Raw genomic sequence first — 13,858 nt, 5'->3', positions numbered from 1 at the left:
TGTTGTTCAAGCACCCCGAGGGAGGCCCACCGCTCTCCCTCATACAAGTTGACGATTTAAGAGGAAAAACCCATCAGGGAAGGTGGCCGTACTCATCAGGACGACATCGCTATCGCACTGACGGAGGACCGTATCGACGTGGGGGTCTGCTACAACTTCAACATCGCACTTGCCACCGAAAAGCACCCCGACGACATCGACGCCCAGGAGCTTTGCATCGAGAGTCTCAGCCTCGCCGTCGGCTGCGACCATGATCTAGCCCACGCAACGGCGCCATTGAACAGCATCGAAGTGCTGAGTCGCGAACCGATGGTGATGCTCAACACCAATTATGCATTGCGCCGTCACATCGACAGTTTCTGCTTCAATAACAACATCAAACTCACTATCGCGATGGAGGCAACTTCCGTCAGCCTCATCACCGACGTCGTCCGCCTCGGACGCCTGGCCACCATCCTCCCGGACGTCATCTGCTCCGCTCAGCCTAGGCTGCATCAGATCCCGATGACTCCTGAACTGCCCCGCCACATTATCAGCCTCTTCTTCCGCAAGAACGCCTACAAGAGCCCTGCCACCTTTGCGTTTGGGCAGTTGGCGTCGAACTTGACCTCCACCCAATGCCGCACTAAACACTTTTAGTGTCCTTCACTTACATTCGGCCTCAAGCCGGGGCCCCTGGCTCAGCTCAATTCAGAAAGAACAACTAGCTGCAGAGTGGAAATTCTGATGCCGTTTGTAAAGTATGCACGGTAACATGACATCAATGCTCATCTTCAACTGTGTCGACGTGTTCACCATGGCGTGCTGTGTTGCTGCGCCCATTGACCTGACCAGCACTCCGCGCCGCGAAGTCTTGTGACACTGGCGCGGATCATTCTGCTCGGCGCTGGCGGCACGGGTGTACGGGAAACCGCCTAGCAGTTGCGCCTCGGGCGTGCCATCCAGCGTTGGAGCCCTCGCTCAACGGCCACCGTGGGCCGGCCGTTCCTGGAGCGACTGGCTGATTTGCCGCGTCGGGACCCCTGCGACGTTCACGCTTGAGCAGATCTGCGCGATCATCGCGCCGACTTGCGAGAACCCGAGCGACGCCGGCTTGCCCATCACGCACTGAACCCACGCCGCCCTCGCCGAGGCGATCGCGCGCGGCATCGTCGCGGAGATCTCCGCCCGCTGGATCGGTCGTTTCCTGCGCGAGGTCGATCTGAAACCGCATCGCACCCGTGGCTGGGCTGGATCAACAGCCCGCACGATGCGCATTTCTAGGACAAATGCCGCGATGTCTGCGAGACCGACCGCTTGGCGCCCGAGCGTGCTGCCGCGGAGATCCAGACGCGCAGCATTGACGAAATGACCGGGGTGCAGGCCCCCGAGCGGGCTGCCCCGACACTGCCGATGCGCCGAGGGCGGGCGGAGCGAGGCGAGTTCGAAGACATCCGTCACGGCACCTTGACCCTCATCGCCTCCTTCGATGTCGCCACACACAGGCATCTGATTATGGACCTCAACATCCACGTCTCGTAAGCGGCGGTGCACATCATCGCCGAGGCCATCGGCTTCACGGGCGACCTCGGCATCAAGGGCAAGCCTGATAAGCAAGGAACGTCCACCACGCGCCAAATCCATGGTTCGGGGCGAGGGCCGCAAGCTTTCGCTGCCACCAACGGGCGGGGCGGCAGTGCCTGCAGATCGAAGCGGCGGTTGAAGCGATAGCCGATCGCGCCGAGGTAACAAACGGCATACTTGCGGAAATACTTGCTGAACTAAACAACCACCGGCTAAACCGGTAGGTTTGCGTTACAGACTGAAAGTCCGGGTACGCGTCGACTGAACGACGCGTCTTAAGGTTCCACCTTAAACTCCGGCGCCGGGTCAGGTTCGAAATGCTGTTCCAGATACTCCGCGATCATCGCTTCGGTCATCTCCCCCACGGTGGCGCAGAAGTACCCGCGCGCCCAAAAATGCCGACCCCAGTGGCGCTTCTTCAGCGCCGGAAACTCCTCGAACAGCTTGCTCGCGCTGCGCCCCTTGATCCGATGCATGATCTCGCTCGGCGCCACGTCCGGCGGTGCCGACACGAGAATATGCACATGGTCCGCACTCACCACCCCTTTGAGAATGCGGATCCCGAACGCCTCGCAGGTCTGGCGCACCAGCTCGCGGACCCGCTGCCCGACATCGCCACGCAGCACTTTGTAGCGGTACTTAGTCACCCACACGAAGTGGTACTCGATCTTGAAGACGGTGTGACTACCGTACCGATAGTTCATCTGAAACCTCGGCGCGGGTTCAGGGTAAGTCCCCCAACCCTAACAGCCAGAGGGCTGTAGATGAAATCTGCCCGCCTGAAAGGCGGGGGGTTTGAACCTTACATATCGAAATCAAAGCTGTGGCAAACCCCGCTGAAGCCGTTCTTGATGTTGCCGAGGACGGTATTGACCCAGCGAAACATCGGCAAGTCCTTGGATTTGCCGTCCCGACGACGGTCGGCTGGTGGGTGCAGCCGATGTCGGTGACGCCGGCGACGCAGGCCAGGCCATCGGAGACGACGGTGCTGCTGGGGGCGAGGTTCGCGCTTGCTCGTGCGGCGATGGCGGCTCGGGAGAAGCCGGACACCGGGATGAAACAGGCGCGCATTGATCGTTGACCGAGACAGCGGCGATGAAGGGTACCTTGTTCTCAGAGCCCCTTCCCGCGGTGCCGCTGACGAGTTCAACGCCGAGGTAGGCGTCGTCGACCTGCACGGTTCCGCACAGCACCGTGGCGGCCTCGCGCTCGACCATCCATCTTGAGGTCTTTCCTACCCCACGGCCTGGAGCATCAGGCACAAGCTTCTGCAGGTCAAGCTCGAGCGCGACGCCGAGCTGCAACTGACCGGGGTGATCGAAATCGACGGCGTCTATTGGGGCGGGAGTGTCACCGCGAGACGCCCGGACGACGCTCGCCGACACGGCCCCCTTCGTCGCCGCGGTGGCCAAGAACCACGAGGGCCACCCGATCGCGCTACGCATGAGCGTGGTCGAGGGGTTCCGAAAGACCGAGCTGGCGGCATGGGCCGTCAAATTCATTCACCCCGACATATCGTCGTCAGCGACAGCCTCCGCCTGCTTTCGCGGTATCCCGGGGCATCGAGCACCAGGCCATGGTGACCGGCAGCGGCGCGGGCGGCGTCGAGGTGCCCGAGGGCAAGTGGGGTCACCACTATCCTCGGCAACGTGAAGACCGCGATGAATGGCACGTACCATTAGGCGAGCCCCCAACATCTGCCGCACTACCTCGCGGAGCTCTGCTACCGGTTCAATCGCAGCTTCGACCTATGCTGCCGCGCCTCGGCGTCGGCCGCGCGCAACCCGCCCGTGCCCTGTCGCCTGGTCAAGTTGACTGAGGCTCATTGGTAATCAGGACTAGCTATAGGAGCAGTCTATCAAGCAAATTAGAATTTGGTCTTGGACAAGGCTCTATCAGCGAGATAGATAATGGGTAAAATCAATGCTGCGAAACCAAGCCATATATGTTCTGCACATTGATGCGCGGTCACCACGGCCCTGGACGACGCCAGTTTCGGCGGGTGACATCCCTGGAAAATCCGACCTAGAGCGTTGAAATGCAGATAGAACTGGCGGAAAAGTACCAAGACACAGCCATAGGCCGCGAGGGACAAGAGGTAATCTCGCCCTGCGTGCAGTGCGGCCAATGTACTTTCGTCTGCCCCACATTCCGCCTGCTAGACGACGAGTGGGACGGACCCCGAGGACGCATCTATCTAATTCAGCATCTATTGGAGGGCAAGACGCCCAGCGCCGATTTGCTGCCACCCGCTTACACCATAACGACCCTGGAGGGAAAGACGCTCGCCGCCAACCTGCAGATGCATCTCGACCGCTGTCTCACATGTCGATCCTGCGAAGCCGCCTGCCCCGAGGGGGTGCGCTTCGGGCGTCTGCTCGACATCGGCCGTGAACTTGTCGAACGAGAGATGCCGCGCTCCCTCATGGAGCGTGCGTGGCGCCGAGCCTTGAATACGACACTCCCTCACCGCTCAAGATTCACTGCTGTGCTGCGCACAACCCAGGCTCTGCGCCGATTTCTGCCGGTTGGTCTGCGCGCGAGGATTCCCACAAGGCGCGCCGCTGGCCATTGGCCAAGCCAAAGCCATGCCCGGACCATGGTCGTTTGGGAGGGCTGCGTCCAGCCGACCCTAGCACCGGGAATCAATGCCGCGGCTGCACGAGTTCTCGACCGCTTCGGTATCCGTCTGATCCCGGCCGCTGACGGCTGCTGCGGGGCGCTCAGCCAACACATGAGCGCGATGAGAGATGCGCGCGCGCACATGCGACACAACATTGATTCACTCTGGCCGCTGTTTGAAGCGGGCGCCGAAACTCTCGTCTTGACCGCCAGCGGCTGCGGCGCGCATTTCCGGGACTACGGGCACCTGCTGCGCGACGATCCGAATTACAGTGAGAAAGCCCGGCGCATTTCCGAGCTGACCCGGGACATCGCCGAAGTGGTCTCCGAAGAGTGGCGAAATGAGGAGGGGCCAGCCCTTTCGGACCATCACAAGGGGCGGCGTATTGCCTACCAATCCTCCTGCAGCCTGCAGCACGCACAGCGGCTTAATGGCGTAGTTGAGGAACTGCTTAATCGTGCCGGATACAAGCTGGTGCGCGTCAGCTACCCATTCATGTGCTGCGGCTCGGCGGGCGCGTATTCCATCCTGCAGCGTGAACTCTCCGAATCGCTGCGCAAGAAAAAGCTCAACACCCTATTGTCGTGCCGCCCCCAAGGCATTGCGACGTCCAATATCGGCTGCCTAAACCATCTGGCAGAGGCCTCGCCGGTGCCGGTCAATCACTGGGTAGAATTGCTTGAGGACAGCTTTCTCCCCGCACAGATGTCCTGACGTCGTGAGAGCTATGATCGATTCTGGTGGATGACCCCGACCCGAGGCGCCGAGAGGCTTGGAAGGCGGCTCATCGTTGCTGAAAATGTGGCTGTTCAGACACGCAACAGCAACGAAGAGGTTTGCCATGGGCAACTTTACGAGCAAGCGTGCGGGCGGCGCAAGGCGGGTCGAGGAGCCGCAGCAATTCCCTCGGTGTACGCCCGGCATCGTTCGGGACCGGCGCGGACGCGTGAGGGGAGCGCTTGAGCATGGCATGCCTCTCGCCGGCGGGCGGCGCTGCTGAGACGGTTGGCGTTTGGTAACCCTCAAGAGCGGCTTCGAGCAAAGTCGTTCACGGCGCTCGGCTAAGAGGTGAGGTTCCCTCGGTTTTTCGTCTTCCAAGGGCAGGGGTTCATGCGACCTGTTGTTCTTCCTCCCGAGTGTTGATCCAGTCCTTAGGAAACCCCGCCGGGGACGTGTAACCGAGGGTGGAATGCAGACGCTTGCGGTTGTAGAACACCTCGATGTACGCGAAGGCGGTGGCCTTCATGGCGTCGCGGGTGGCGAAGCGCTCCCCGAAGACACGCTCGCTCTTGAAGCTGTTGAACCAGCTCTCGGTCGGGGCATTGTCCCGACAATTGCCCTTGCTGCTCATCGAGCAGACCATGCTTTACTCGTCCAGTTTGGCCTGGAAGGCATGGCTGGCGTACTGTCTCCCCCGATCGGAATGGTGGATCAGCCCCCGGGGCGGCTTGCGTCGAAACCAACCCATGGTCAGCGCGTCGCCGACGAGATCGGCCGTCATGCGCGGCTTCAGCGAGACCAGCCCACGACCTCGCGGTTGAACAGGCCCGGCACGATGGCCGAGTACAGCCAGCCTTCATCCGTCCACAGGTCGGTGATGTCGGCGCTCCGGACCTGGTTCGGGCCGCTCGGGGTGACGTCGCGCGCAGGCAGGTTGTCGGCCACCGGCAGGCCGTGTGTGGAGTCTCGGTCGTGGCCTTGTCGCGGCGCTTGTGGCGCCCCCGGATGCCGTGCTCACGCATCAGCCGCTCCACCCTGCCTTGCTCGCAGAGAAGCCCCGTGCGCGCAGCTCATGCACTATCCGCGGGCTGCCGTAAGCACCCTTGAGCTCGGCATGGATGGATCGGATCAGGGCCGGCATCTGCGCATCCGTCAGCCCACGGCGATCCGGTGCCGCCACACTGCCAGGCCCGGTCGCCGCCGACACTCACGTCGAGGACATCACACAGCGCGCTCAGGGCGAAGCCGTCGCGGTGCGCAGCGATCTAGGCGTACTTCACGGCGCATCCCGCGCGAAGTACGCCGTCGCTTCCTAAGAAACTCCGGCTGGCGGAGCGGGCTTGAGGGTGAAACCGAGCTGTTTGGCGCGACGCTCGAGGTTCTGCACCACCCGTTGGCGATGGCGTTCTTCGTAGTCGGACGCTCCCGGATCGCTGTAGTCCATACCATGGCGAAGCGTGTTGTAGAAAAGCACGGCGAGCTTGCGTGCGGTGGCTGTGACGGCCATGGCCTTGCCCACACGCATCGCCAGGCGACGATAGAAGGCGCCGAGCGCGCTGTCGGTCTTGCCGACGTTGACGGCCGCCAACCGCAGCAGGGCACTGGCGCGATTGTGCGAGCGGCGGGTGCGCGCCGAGAGTACCTTGCCGCCCGAGATCGTGTTGCCGGGCAAGAGGCACAGCCAGGAGGTGAAATGCTTTGCGGTCGGCCAGGCGGACGGGACGGTTGCGCATTCGCCGACGAGCTTGAGTGCCAGAGAGGGGCCGATGCCGTGGATCTGCGTCGGATCCACGCCGATGACGGCATGGAGGGCCTGGCGAACCTCGAAAGCGAGGGCATTGGACTGGCGGGTCTTGTGCCGGGGGGCGGGTAACGGATCCGCCGGCGGCTCGGGTGGTGCCAGTTGTGCGAGCGCCGTTTCGATGCGCTGATCACAGGCCATAACCCGTTCCTGACAGGCGTCATCGAGCTCCACCGCCTGCTCCAGGGCAAAGAGGTGCTCGGGTCGATAGTTGCCCTCCAGCGCCTGAGCAATGGTCTCGACCGACGCCTTGCAGCGCCCGTCGCGATAGCTCGCGAGCACCTGCGGATCCCGTGTCCCGTCAAGAATCGCACGGATGATGCGCATCCCGGTCTTGCCGGTGATGTCGGAGACGACGTGGTGCAGTTGCAGATTCATCTGCGTCGGCGCTTTCTGCATGTGCTGGATATGGGAGGCCGCACAGTCGAGCAGACGCTCGCGCCGGCGCAGGTCGGCGCGCAAGGCGCGATGTCGCCGGGGGGATGAAAGCTGCCGCGCAGCAGGCCATAGGCATGCAGTTGTTGCAGCCACCGGGCGTCGTTGACGTCGGTCTTGCGCCCCGGCACAGGCTTGACGTCGCGGGCATTGGCGACGACCACGCGAATCCCGCGTGCCTCGAGGATTTCGTGGAGAGCAATCCAGTACACCCCCGTCGACGCCATGGCGACCGTCGCGATCCGGCAGGCGACCAGCCAGTCCGCGAGGCGATGCAGATCGCCGGTGAAGCTCCGGAATCGGAAAATCGCGTGTCGCTCTTGAATCCGTCCGGGGGCTCCTGCGGCCGGACGGACTCGCTCCTTGGCGACGACCTGTTTTGGCCCCGGTTCGCCCCGCTCCGGGCCGTGCTGCGCCACGACGTGCGCCAGAAGGGCGCGGTCGGGCTGCGCACGGCCCTGCGACGAATAATGGGATGGTCCGCCCCGTTCCTCCAACGAGCCCTGAGCGGGCACAATGAGCGATGTGTTTGACGCATCGTCAACCGAGGTAGCGGAGCAGACCAATGGCAGAGTGCAGCAAAGAGCCCGTTGTCACGATCGGCATCGACCTGGCCAAGAACAGCGTGCATGTGTACGGCGTGGATGCGCAGGGTCGACAGGTCATCAGCAAGAAAGTGACGCGCGGGAAGTTGAGCGCCTTCATGGTGAATCTGCCGGCTTGCCTGGTGGCGATGGAGGCGTGCGGGAGCGCGCACCATTGGGCGCGGGTATTTCGCGAGGTTGGCCATGAAGTGCGCTTGATTGCCCCACAGTTCGTCAAGCCGTACGTGAAATCCAACAAAAACGACGCGGTGGACGCCAAGGCGATCTGCGAGGCGGTGCAGCGTCCGAACATGCGCTTTGTGGCGGTCAAAAGCGTCGAGCAGCAGGACATTCAAGCGATCCATCGCATGCGCAGCCTGAGCGTTGAGCGGCGAACCGCCCAGATCAACCAGGTGCGCGGTCTGCTGCTGGAATACGGCGTGGAGATTCCCAAAGGGCGCACGGCCGTGATGCGGCGTATCCCCGAGAGTCTCGAGGACGCCGAGAACGGCTTGAGTGAGCGATTCCGGGCGGAGTTGAGCGAGCTCGCCGAGGAGTTGCGTCACCTCGATGAGCGGGTGAGGCATGATGACGCACGGATTCAGGCCATTGCGCAACATGATCCGACGGCGCAACGGCTGATGACGATTCCCGGTTTGGGCGCTCAGGCGGCCACCGCCCTGCTGGCCGCCGCGGGAGAGAACCCGCAGGTGTTCGGCAATGGCCGTGCTCTCGCCGCCTGGATCGGGCTGGTGCCGCGCCGGCACTCCACCGGCGGACGCGAGCGCCTGCCGGGCATCGGCAAGCGCGGCGATGTTTATCTGCGCAACCTCCTCATCCGTGGAGCGCGCGCCGTCCTGCGCCGGGTCGAGTCCAAGGAGGACCCCGTCAGCCGCTGGGCGGCAACCCTGAAGGGCGTCGCCAAACCAATGTCGCCATCGTCGCCTTGGCCAACAAGATTGCCCGCGTCGCCGATGCCGTGATGACGACGGGCCACGCCTACGATCCCGCCAAGGGGAGCCCGGCACACGGCTGATTCCGACCCGGGTCGCGCCGTCCTGTCGACCGGCCGGCAACAAGACACGCGGGAGAAACCGAGCATAGGTCACCACAAGTTGCGAAGAGTGAACCTGACAGTGATGGCATGAAAGGCCTGTCCTGCATTCCCGAAAACCTGTTCAAGCCATGAGTCGGCGTTTGCCGAGACTGAACGAATGATGAGGACGGGGATGCGCGCGGATTCCATCAGGGCACGGGGGCCGGCAACGGTCACTCACAACGATGTCGGATATATGGCTGCAACAACGCCTTCAGCAACACGATGGGTTCCTCTTGCATCGCGGGGCGGACCATATATGGCTTGACGGCGTGTCCGATGCGCTTTGCATACCGCCTTCGCGGCTTCGCGACTACGTCCGCTTCGCCACTGCGGCGGCACGCACGCGCCGACGCCTACCGGGGGCCGCTCGGCCTCGCTCCGCTCTCCTTGCCTCGCGGAGGTGCGCACCGCCTCGGCATCGCACTCCGGCAGGACGGCAACAACATGGAATTGTGCACCGACGTCAATCCCAGCCGCACGGGGATTGACGGTGGACAGCGGTTCGGCGCGACGGCTCTTCTTGGACGGGATCGGCTTCATGACATGGCCCTCGACAGTAGAACAGGATCGAGAGCAGAGACAGCGAGATCAATCACCTTCCTATTCGGGATCGCCAAACGGCGTCACCACACGCAGACTCGCAACGGTCCCCGGGCCACGTTTTTTTACGGGGTCAACGCCACCAAAAAGCAGACGGCCTCGGCCCTCGAAGGCGACCCAAGTCTATGCCGAAAGGAGTTTGTGCGCCTACAGGAGCGGGGCGCGCCCAGAGGAGGTTTTTTTTAGATCTCCACCTCGCGCTTGAGCCGCGCGTTCTCCGCGCGCAGACGCGACAGTTCCATCGCCTCCGGCGTCACTTTCGCTGCGCCCACGCCGTTGAGCGTGCCGACGTCGAACGCCTTCACCCGGGTGCGCAGGGTCTGCTCGACCAGACCCATCTCCTTGGCCACCGCGCTCACGCGCTTGCCGTCCTTCACCCGCTTCACCGCCTGTTCCTTGAACTCGGCGGTGAATGCTTGCTTGGGAATCTTCTGCATCATCGTCTCCAGTGTGACAGACAGTCTACGTCACCCTTGGAAGACTCAATTTCGGGGGAACCTCACTAATGTGACAACGCAGAACTAAGCTATCACAGTAATACGCCGCGTAGAACCGGAATAACCCGTCCGCCCACGCTGACCTCACGCTCATCCCCTCGCCTGAGCGCCCGCAGCAACACCAGCGACGGACGGAGGACTTCGTGACCTTGTTCGATGCGCAGCGAGAGATTATCGCGGCCAAACACGTTATGCGCGAGAAGGTAGGCGCCTAGGAAAGATGCACCGTTGCCCGTCGCCGGATCCTCCCGAATGCCGTGCGCTTCGAAGAAAAAGCGCACAGAGAGATCGTTGTCCTGCTGATGCGTCTGGTGGCAATATAGGTAAACAAGCGGAGGGAAACCCTGAGCGGCCAACGGCGCATAGGCGGCGAGGTCCAGCCGGCAGCGCCGGAGGGCGTCGAGATCACGCAGCGGCACGATCATCGCCGATATCCCGGCAGTGGCCTGTTGGATGGGGCTGTTGTCAGCAATGTCAGTCGCCGCGAGTCCTAAGGCAGCTGCCATGGGTTCGCGGGGACAGAACGCACCGAGTTTTGCCGGCGGCGCCCGGAACCAGGACACGTCTCCGAGCCCGGCGCTACTTTCGAAGGCGACAGCAACCTGCCCCACTGCCAGATTAAGCAACAGGGGCCCGTCCGAATGCCGGTCCACGTATTGGCGGAGCACCCAGGCTGTACCCAGAATGGGGTGTCCGGCGAAGGACAGTTCGCGGGCCGGCGTAAAGATGCGCACAGGATAGCTTCCATCCTCAGCAAGCGCAGGCGCGACGAACGTGGTTTCGGAGAAATTCATTTCTGCCGCAACCTGTTGCATCGTTTCATCAGATAGGCTGTCGCCAATCACCACCGCCAACTGGTTGCCCGCATAGGGCCGCTCGGCGAAAACATCGACGATGTACAAAGGGTTTGTCATTGTTGTGCGCGTCTATTTGCGTGGACAGGAGGATCTTCTAGCCGCAACCATATTCTTGTATAGCTCCAGCAGGATAGGAGGGAAATCATGCATGCGCCGAACCGCAACCGATGACAAGCTGGCGCAGCCTGAAAGTTCGGGCGGAACCGTTCTATCACTGAATCATCGGCCGATAACAAGTTACCCTGGATTCTGCACCTCTTTGAGCGGCCACCGTCCGCGGATCAGAACACTCCATCAGGTCATCCCAAAATGAGCCCCGATTGATGCGATTGCCAGGCGGCCTGGCGCAGCGGTCATCAGTTTTCCGCCAACTGTCACTCCACCAAGGTTGCTCTGTATACCAAAGTTTCTTTGCTTGGAAAATCCAGACTACGAAAGAACGCTCAAGCCGCCGCAGTAGCCCGAGCTTTCCATTTCAACATACCTCCCAATAATTCTTGCCGCAACGCCAGCCAAACAGCTCATCAGGTGTATCAATTTGCTTCGCAGTTATCACGAAGTTGAAGACCGTTTCCGTATTCTCGACTACGTTGATTCGCATCCCCTCGGGCACATTCACCCCCTCAGACCTGAGCGTCCCGTAGGGATCAGATAGAAGCTGCTGCTTGAAGGCCGGATCACTCCAGCATCTGGCGCTGATCTGTGACAATAATTTCTCTTGATCAGTCATTGCTTGTTCCATCAGTTAATGCTCAGGCGATATACTTGAGCATTCATACCCAGTCTGCCGGTTGGATCAGGATCCCCCATTTCGGGAGTTCCGGGTTTTGCTTTAAGCGAATGTCGATGCCCTGCATGGCGACCTTGGACAGGAGATCCCTTTGTCGAAGGCATGCCGAGAGTAACATCTCAAAAGGTGATTAGCGTCGTGCCTCAGCCGGCGATTGTCGAGCCGGCGGGCTCACGGATTGAGCCACCCCTCGGCGCACACAACGGGCATCTCCACCCGCAGCGAGGCCAACGGCGATGCCGCAGAACCCGATTCAATTCCAGCCGGGCATGTCCCTGGACGATTTATTCGCACGCTACGGCACCGAAGCCCAGTGCGCGGCGGCCCTGGAGGCGTCGCGGTGGCCGCTGCGCTTCGTCTGTCCGCACTGCGGAGCCACGGCACACAGCCTGTTCCAGGCCGACGGGCGGGAGTACTGGCAGTGTGCACAGTGCCGGGTCCAGACCTCGCTGACGTGCGGGACGCTGTTCGAGAACTCCAAGCTGGCGTTGGCAAAATGGTTTCAAGCCATGTACCTGGTGCCGCAGAACAAGAACAACCTCTCGGCACTGTCGCTCAAACGGCATCTCGGCGTATGCTACCGCACTGCCTGGCGGCTCAAGCACAAACTCCTCGAAGCCATGGCCGAGCGCGAGTCCGGCCGACTTCTCACCGGCGTGGTCGTGGCCGACGATGCCGTCGTCGGAGGCAAGCGCCGCGGCGGCAAACGCGGACGCGGTGCCGAAGGCAAGGCCGTGTTCATCGCCGCGGTGGAAGTCGACGACGACGGTCATCCCCAACATGTGCGCTTCGACCCGCTCCCCGATCTGAAGGGCGACACGCTGCGCGCGTGGGTGCGCAAGGCGCTGGATCCCGACACGCACCTCGTCACCGACGCCTTCGCGAGCCTCGTTGCGCCGGGGCGCACGTCGCCGCCTACGGGGCGATCGTGGTCAGCCCGCGCCAATCCAGCGAGATCGCTGCGTTCCGTTGGGTCAATACCGTCATCTCCAACCTCAAGACCGCGATCCGGGGCACCGATCACCATGTCAATGTCCACAAGTACTTGGCGCGCGACCTCGCCGAGGCGCAGTATCGCCTCAATCGCCGCCTCGATCTGCCATCGCTGGTCGGGCGACTCCTCCATGCCGGCGTCCGAACCGCGCCCAGCCCCGAGAAATGGCTGCGCCAGGGCGCCGTCCGCACGGCGTGAAATGATCTCGCTGAGGAACGACGCTAATCACCTCTCAAAAAATCGCGGCAATAATATCATTCTTCTGAAAACATCAATAAACGTATCGCCATGAGATTGACCCTGCCCCTTCGGCTGCACTTTAGCATGTCCAACCGGATTCAACTCCCCGCAATCCCCGACGTGGAGCACAGTCCGTAGGTCGAGCTGCTGGTGATGTCGATCGAAGCGCTGGCGCAGGAGGTCCGGTGACACGCGGAAACGATTGGGCAGCCTCGCACCGAGACCGCGGTGCTTAATAAAGAGAGCAGAACAAGACGACCTTCAAACCGAGGGGGAATGGGACAGGAGACGACGCCCGACGCGCCAGCGCCAGGGGCGGCAGGAGCCGAAGACGAGGGTCCCCGAAAGTCTCGGCCCGAACAGGCGTATCCTCCAAGGGACGGCCGATCAAGGCGGCGGTGAGAGTCCGGGACGTGGCCGCCGTGCACTGCAAATCGACGTGGAGCTTGGGGCACAGAGCAGTCGCGCTGTTCGAGCATTGGCAGGGTCTCAGTGCCGCCGATCGCGGCATCCCGGCGAGTCCGACGCTCGTCGTGTCCGATAACCCGGCGGAACTCGACGTCAGCCTGCATCCAGCGCAGCGGACTGGCTATGAGCCGCCGGGTCAACGCCGCTGGATCCCGCTCAACAGCGCAGGCGCTAGATCCAATTCGTCTCGATTGGCCTCTTCGGGGGAGATAAGAGTCCATGATCGAGCCGTAGTTCATTGGCTGGACGAGAACCTGCCGACCCTTAAGGAACCGCTGATCAATGGCCATATCCCGCAGGAGCGTACCGGGGGTTCGCCGCATCAACACTTAACGTGGCTTATCGGCGCAAGCCGCGCCCCTTTCAGACACATTAAGTGTTGCATGGGTGGCTTGACCTCGACCGGCGGCGCAGGCCGGGCGCACCTCGGGTGCGTCAGGCCAACAACGCAGGTTTTGCCAGAACCAAGTTGGCCAGCCCGAACAGCACCTTGAGCTGCGCGCGGTTCTTGGCCAGGCCCTTGTAGCGGACCTTGCGATGACGAAACAGGTTCTTGATCACGTGAAACGGATGTTCGACGCGGGCGC

General features: G+C 62.2%; 10 protein-coding genes and 6 pseudogenes. 5 read left to right on the top strand and 11 right to left on the bottom strand.

Annotated elements, in window-relative coordinates:
* Positions 1 to 72 precede the first annotated feature (72 nt).
* Positions 73 to 639 carry a LysR substrate-binding domain-containing protein gene (locus tag BLV04_RS23515; RefSeq protein ID WP_093038484.1) on the top strand — a complete coding sequence of 189 codons (567 nt, stop codon included), beginning with the start codon at positions 73 to 75 and terminating at the stop codon, positions 637 to 639.
* A gap of 321 nt (positions 640 to 960) precedes the next feature.
* Here the strand turns inward: BLV04_RS23515 and BLV04_RS23510 are convergent, their stop codons facing one another.
* Positions 961 to 1,149 (bottom strand): hypothetical protein, encoded by a 189-nt coding sequence (locus BLV04_RS23510; protein ID WP_093038482.1) that lies wholly within the window; start codon positions 1,147 to 1,149, stop codon positions 961 to 963.
* 147 nt (positions 1,150 to 1,296) lie between these two features.
* Between BLV04_RS23510 and BLV04_RS23505 the strand changes: the two genes are divergently transcribed.
* Positions 1,297 to 1,521, top strand: a complete 225-nt coding sequence (locus tag BLV04_RS23505; protein ID WP_175534784.1) for a hypothetical protein — start codon at positions 1,297 to 1,299, stop codon at positions 1,519 to 1,521.
* Between the two features lie 104 nt (positions 1,522 to 1,625).
* Here BLV04_RS23505 and BLV04_RS26170 read toward each other — a convergent pair.
* The 3 genes and pseudogenes from BLV04_RS26170 to BLV04_RS25805 all read right to left on the bottom strand — a co-directional run.
* A pseudogene (locus BLV04_RS26170) lies at positions 1,626 to 1,748 on the bottom strand (IS1595 family transposase); the annotation flags it as partial.
* A gap of 90 nt (positions 1,749 to 1,838) precedes the next feature.
* Positions 1,839 to 2,267, bottom strand: a complete 429-nt coding sequence (gene tnpA, locus BLV04_RS23500) for an IS200/IS605 family transposase (RefSeq protein WP_093038479.1) — start codon at positions 2,265 to 2,267, stop codon at positions 1,839 to 1,841.
* A 107-nt stretch (positions 2,268 to 2,374) separates the two neighbouring features.
* A pseudogene (locus tag BLV04_RS25805) lies at positions 2,375 to 2,795 on the bottom strand (transposase); the annotation flags it as partial.
* Positions 2,796 to 3,601: 806 nt separating this feature from the next.
* Here BLV04_RS25805 and glcF point away from each other — a divergent pair.
* On the top strand, positions 3,602 to 4,900 hold the full coding sequence (gene glcF / locus BLV04_RS23495; protein WP_093038477.1) for a glycolate oxidase subunit GlcF: 1,299 nt from the start codon (positions 3,602 to 3,604) through the stop codon (positions 4,898 to 4,900).
* A 394-nt stretch (positions 4,901 to 5,294) separates the two neighbouring features.
* Here the strand turns inward: glcF and BLV04_RS25800 are convergent.
* The 3 genes and pseudogenes from BLV04_RS25800 to BLV04_RS25385 all read right to left on the bottom strand — a co-directional run.
* Positions 5,295 to 6,216: pseudogene (locus BLV04_RS25800) on the bottom strand (IS3 family transposase); the annotation flags it as partial.
* Positions 6,217 to 6,218: 2 nt separating this feature from the next.
* Positions 6,219 to 7,085 carry a transposase gene (locus BLV04_RS23485; protein WP_217633789.1) on the bottom strand — a complete coding sequence of 289 codons (867 nt, stop codon included), beginning with the start codon at positions 7,083 to 7,085 and terminating at the stop codon, positions 6,219 to 6,221.
* On the bottom strand, positions 7,082 to 7,561 hold the full coding sequence (locus BLV04_RS25385; protein ID WP_217633788.1) for an IS110 family transposase: 480 nt from the start codon (positions 7,559 to 7,561) through the stop codon (positions 7,082 to 7,084). The genes BLV04_RS23485 and BLV04_RS25385 overlap by 4 nt, the downstream gene beginning before the upstream one ends.
* A gap of 146 nt (positions 7,562 to 7,707) precedes the next feature.
* Here BLV04_RS25385 and BLV04_RS23480 point away from each other — a divergent pair.
* Positions 7,708 to 8,762 (top strand): annotated as a pseudogene (locus BLV04_RS23480) (IS110 family RNA-guided transposase).
* 848 nt (positions 8,763 to 9,610) lie between these two features.
* Here BLV04_RS23480 and BLV04_RS23470 read toward each other — a convergent pair.
* The 3 genes and pseudogenes from BLV04_RS23470 to BLV04_RS23460 all read right to left on the bottom strand — a co-directional run.
* Positions 9,611 to 9,862: pseudogene (locus BLV04_RS23470) on the bottom strand (transposase); the annotation flags it as partial.
* A gap of 92 nt (positions 9,863 to 9,954) precedes the next feature.
* Complete coding sequence (locus tag BLV04_RS23465) at positions 9,955 to 10,824, bottom strand: PhzF family phenazine biosynthesis protein (protein WP_245732017.1); 870 nt, start codon at positions 10,822 to 10,824, stop codon at positions 9,955 to 9,957.
* A 430-nt stretch (positions 10,825 to 11,254) separates the two neighbouring features.
* Positions 11,255 to 11,521 carry an NHLP leader peptide family RiPP precursor gene (locus BLV04_RS23460; protein ID WP_245732016.1) on the bottom strand — a complete coding sequence of 89 codons (267 nt, stop codon included), beginning with the start codon at positions 11,519 to 11,521 and terminating at the stop codon, positions 11,255 to 11,257.
* A 284-nt stretch (positions 11,522 to 11,805) separates the two neighbouring features.
* Between BLV04_RS23460 and BLV04_RS26150 the strand changes: the two are divergent.
* Positions 11,806 to 12,761 (top strand): annotated as a pseudogene (locus BLV04_RS26150) (IS1595 family transposase).
* Positions 12,762 to 13,706: 945 nt separating this feature from the next.
* On the opposite strand, the gene BLV04_RS24675 reads toward BLV04_RS26150, so the two are convergent.
* Positions 13,707 to 13,858, bottom strand: a 152-nt coding sequence (locus BLV04_RS24675) for a transposase (protein WP_139192031.1), incomplete at its 5' end; no start/stop codon positions are given.

It is taken from the genome of Thiocapsa roseopersicina, assembly GCF_900106925.1.
GTDB classification, from domain to species: domain Bacteria; phylum Pseudomonadota; class Gammaproteobacteria; order Chromatiales; family Chromatiaceae; genus Thiocapsa; species Thiocapsa roseopersicina.
This window is presented reverse-complemented; position numbering and strand designations above follow the sequence as displayed.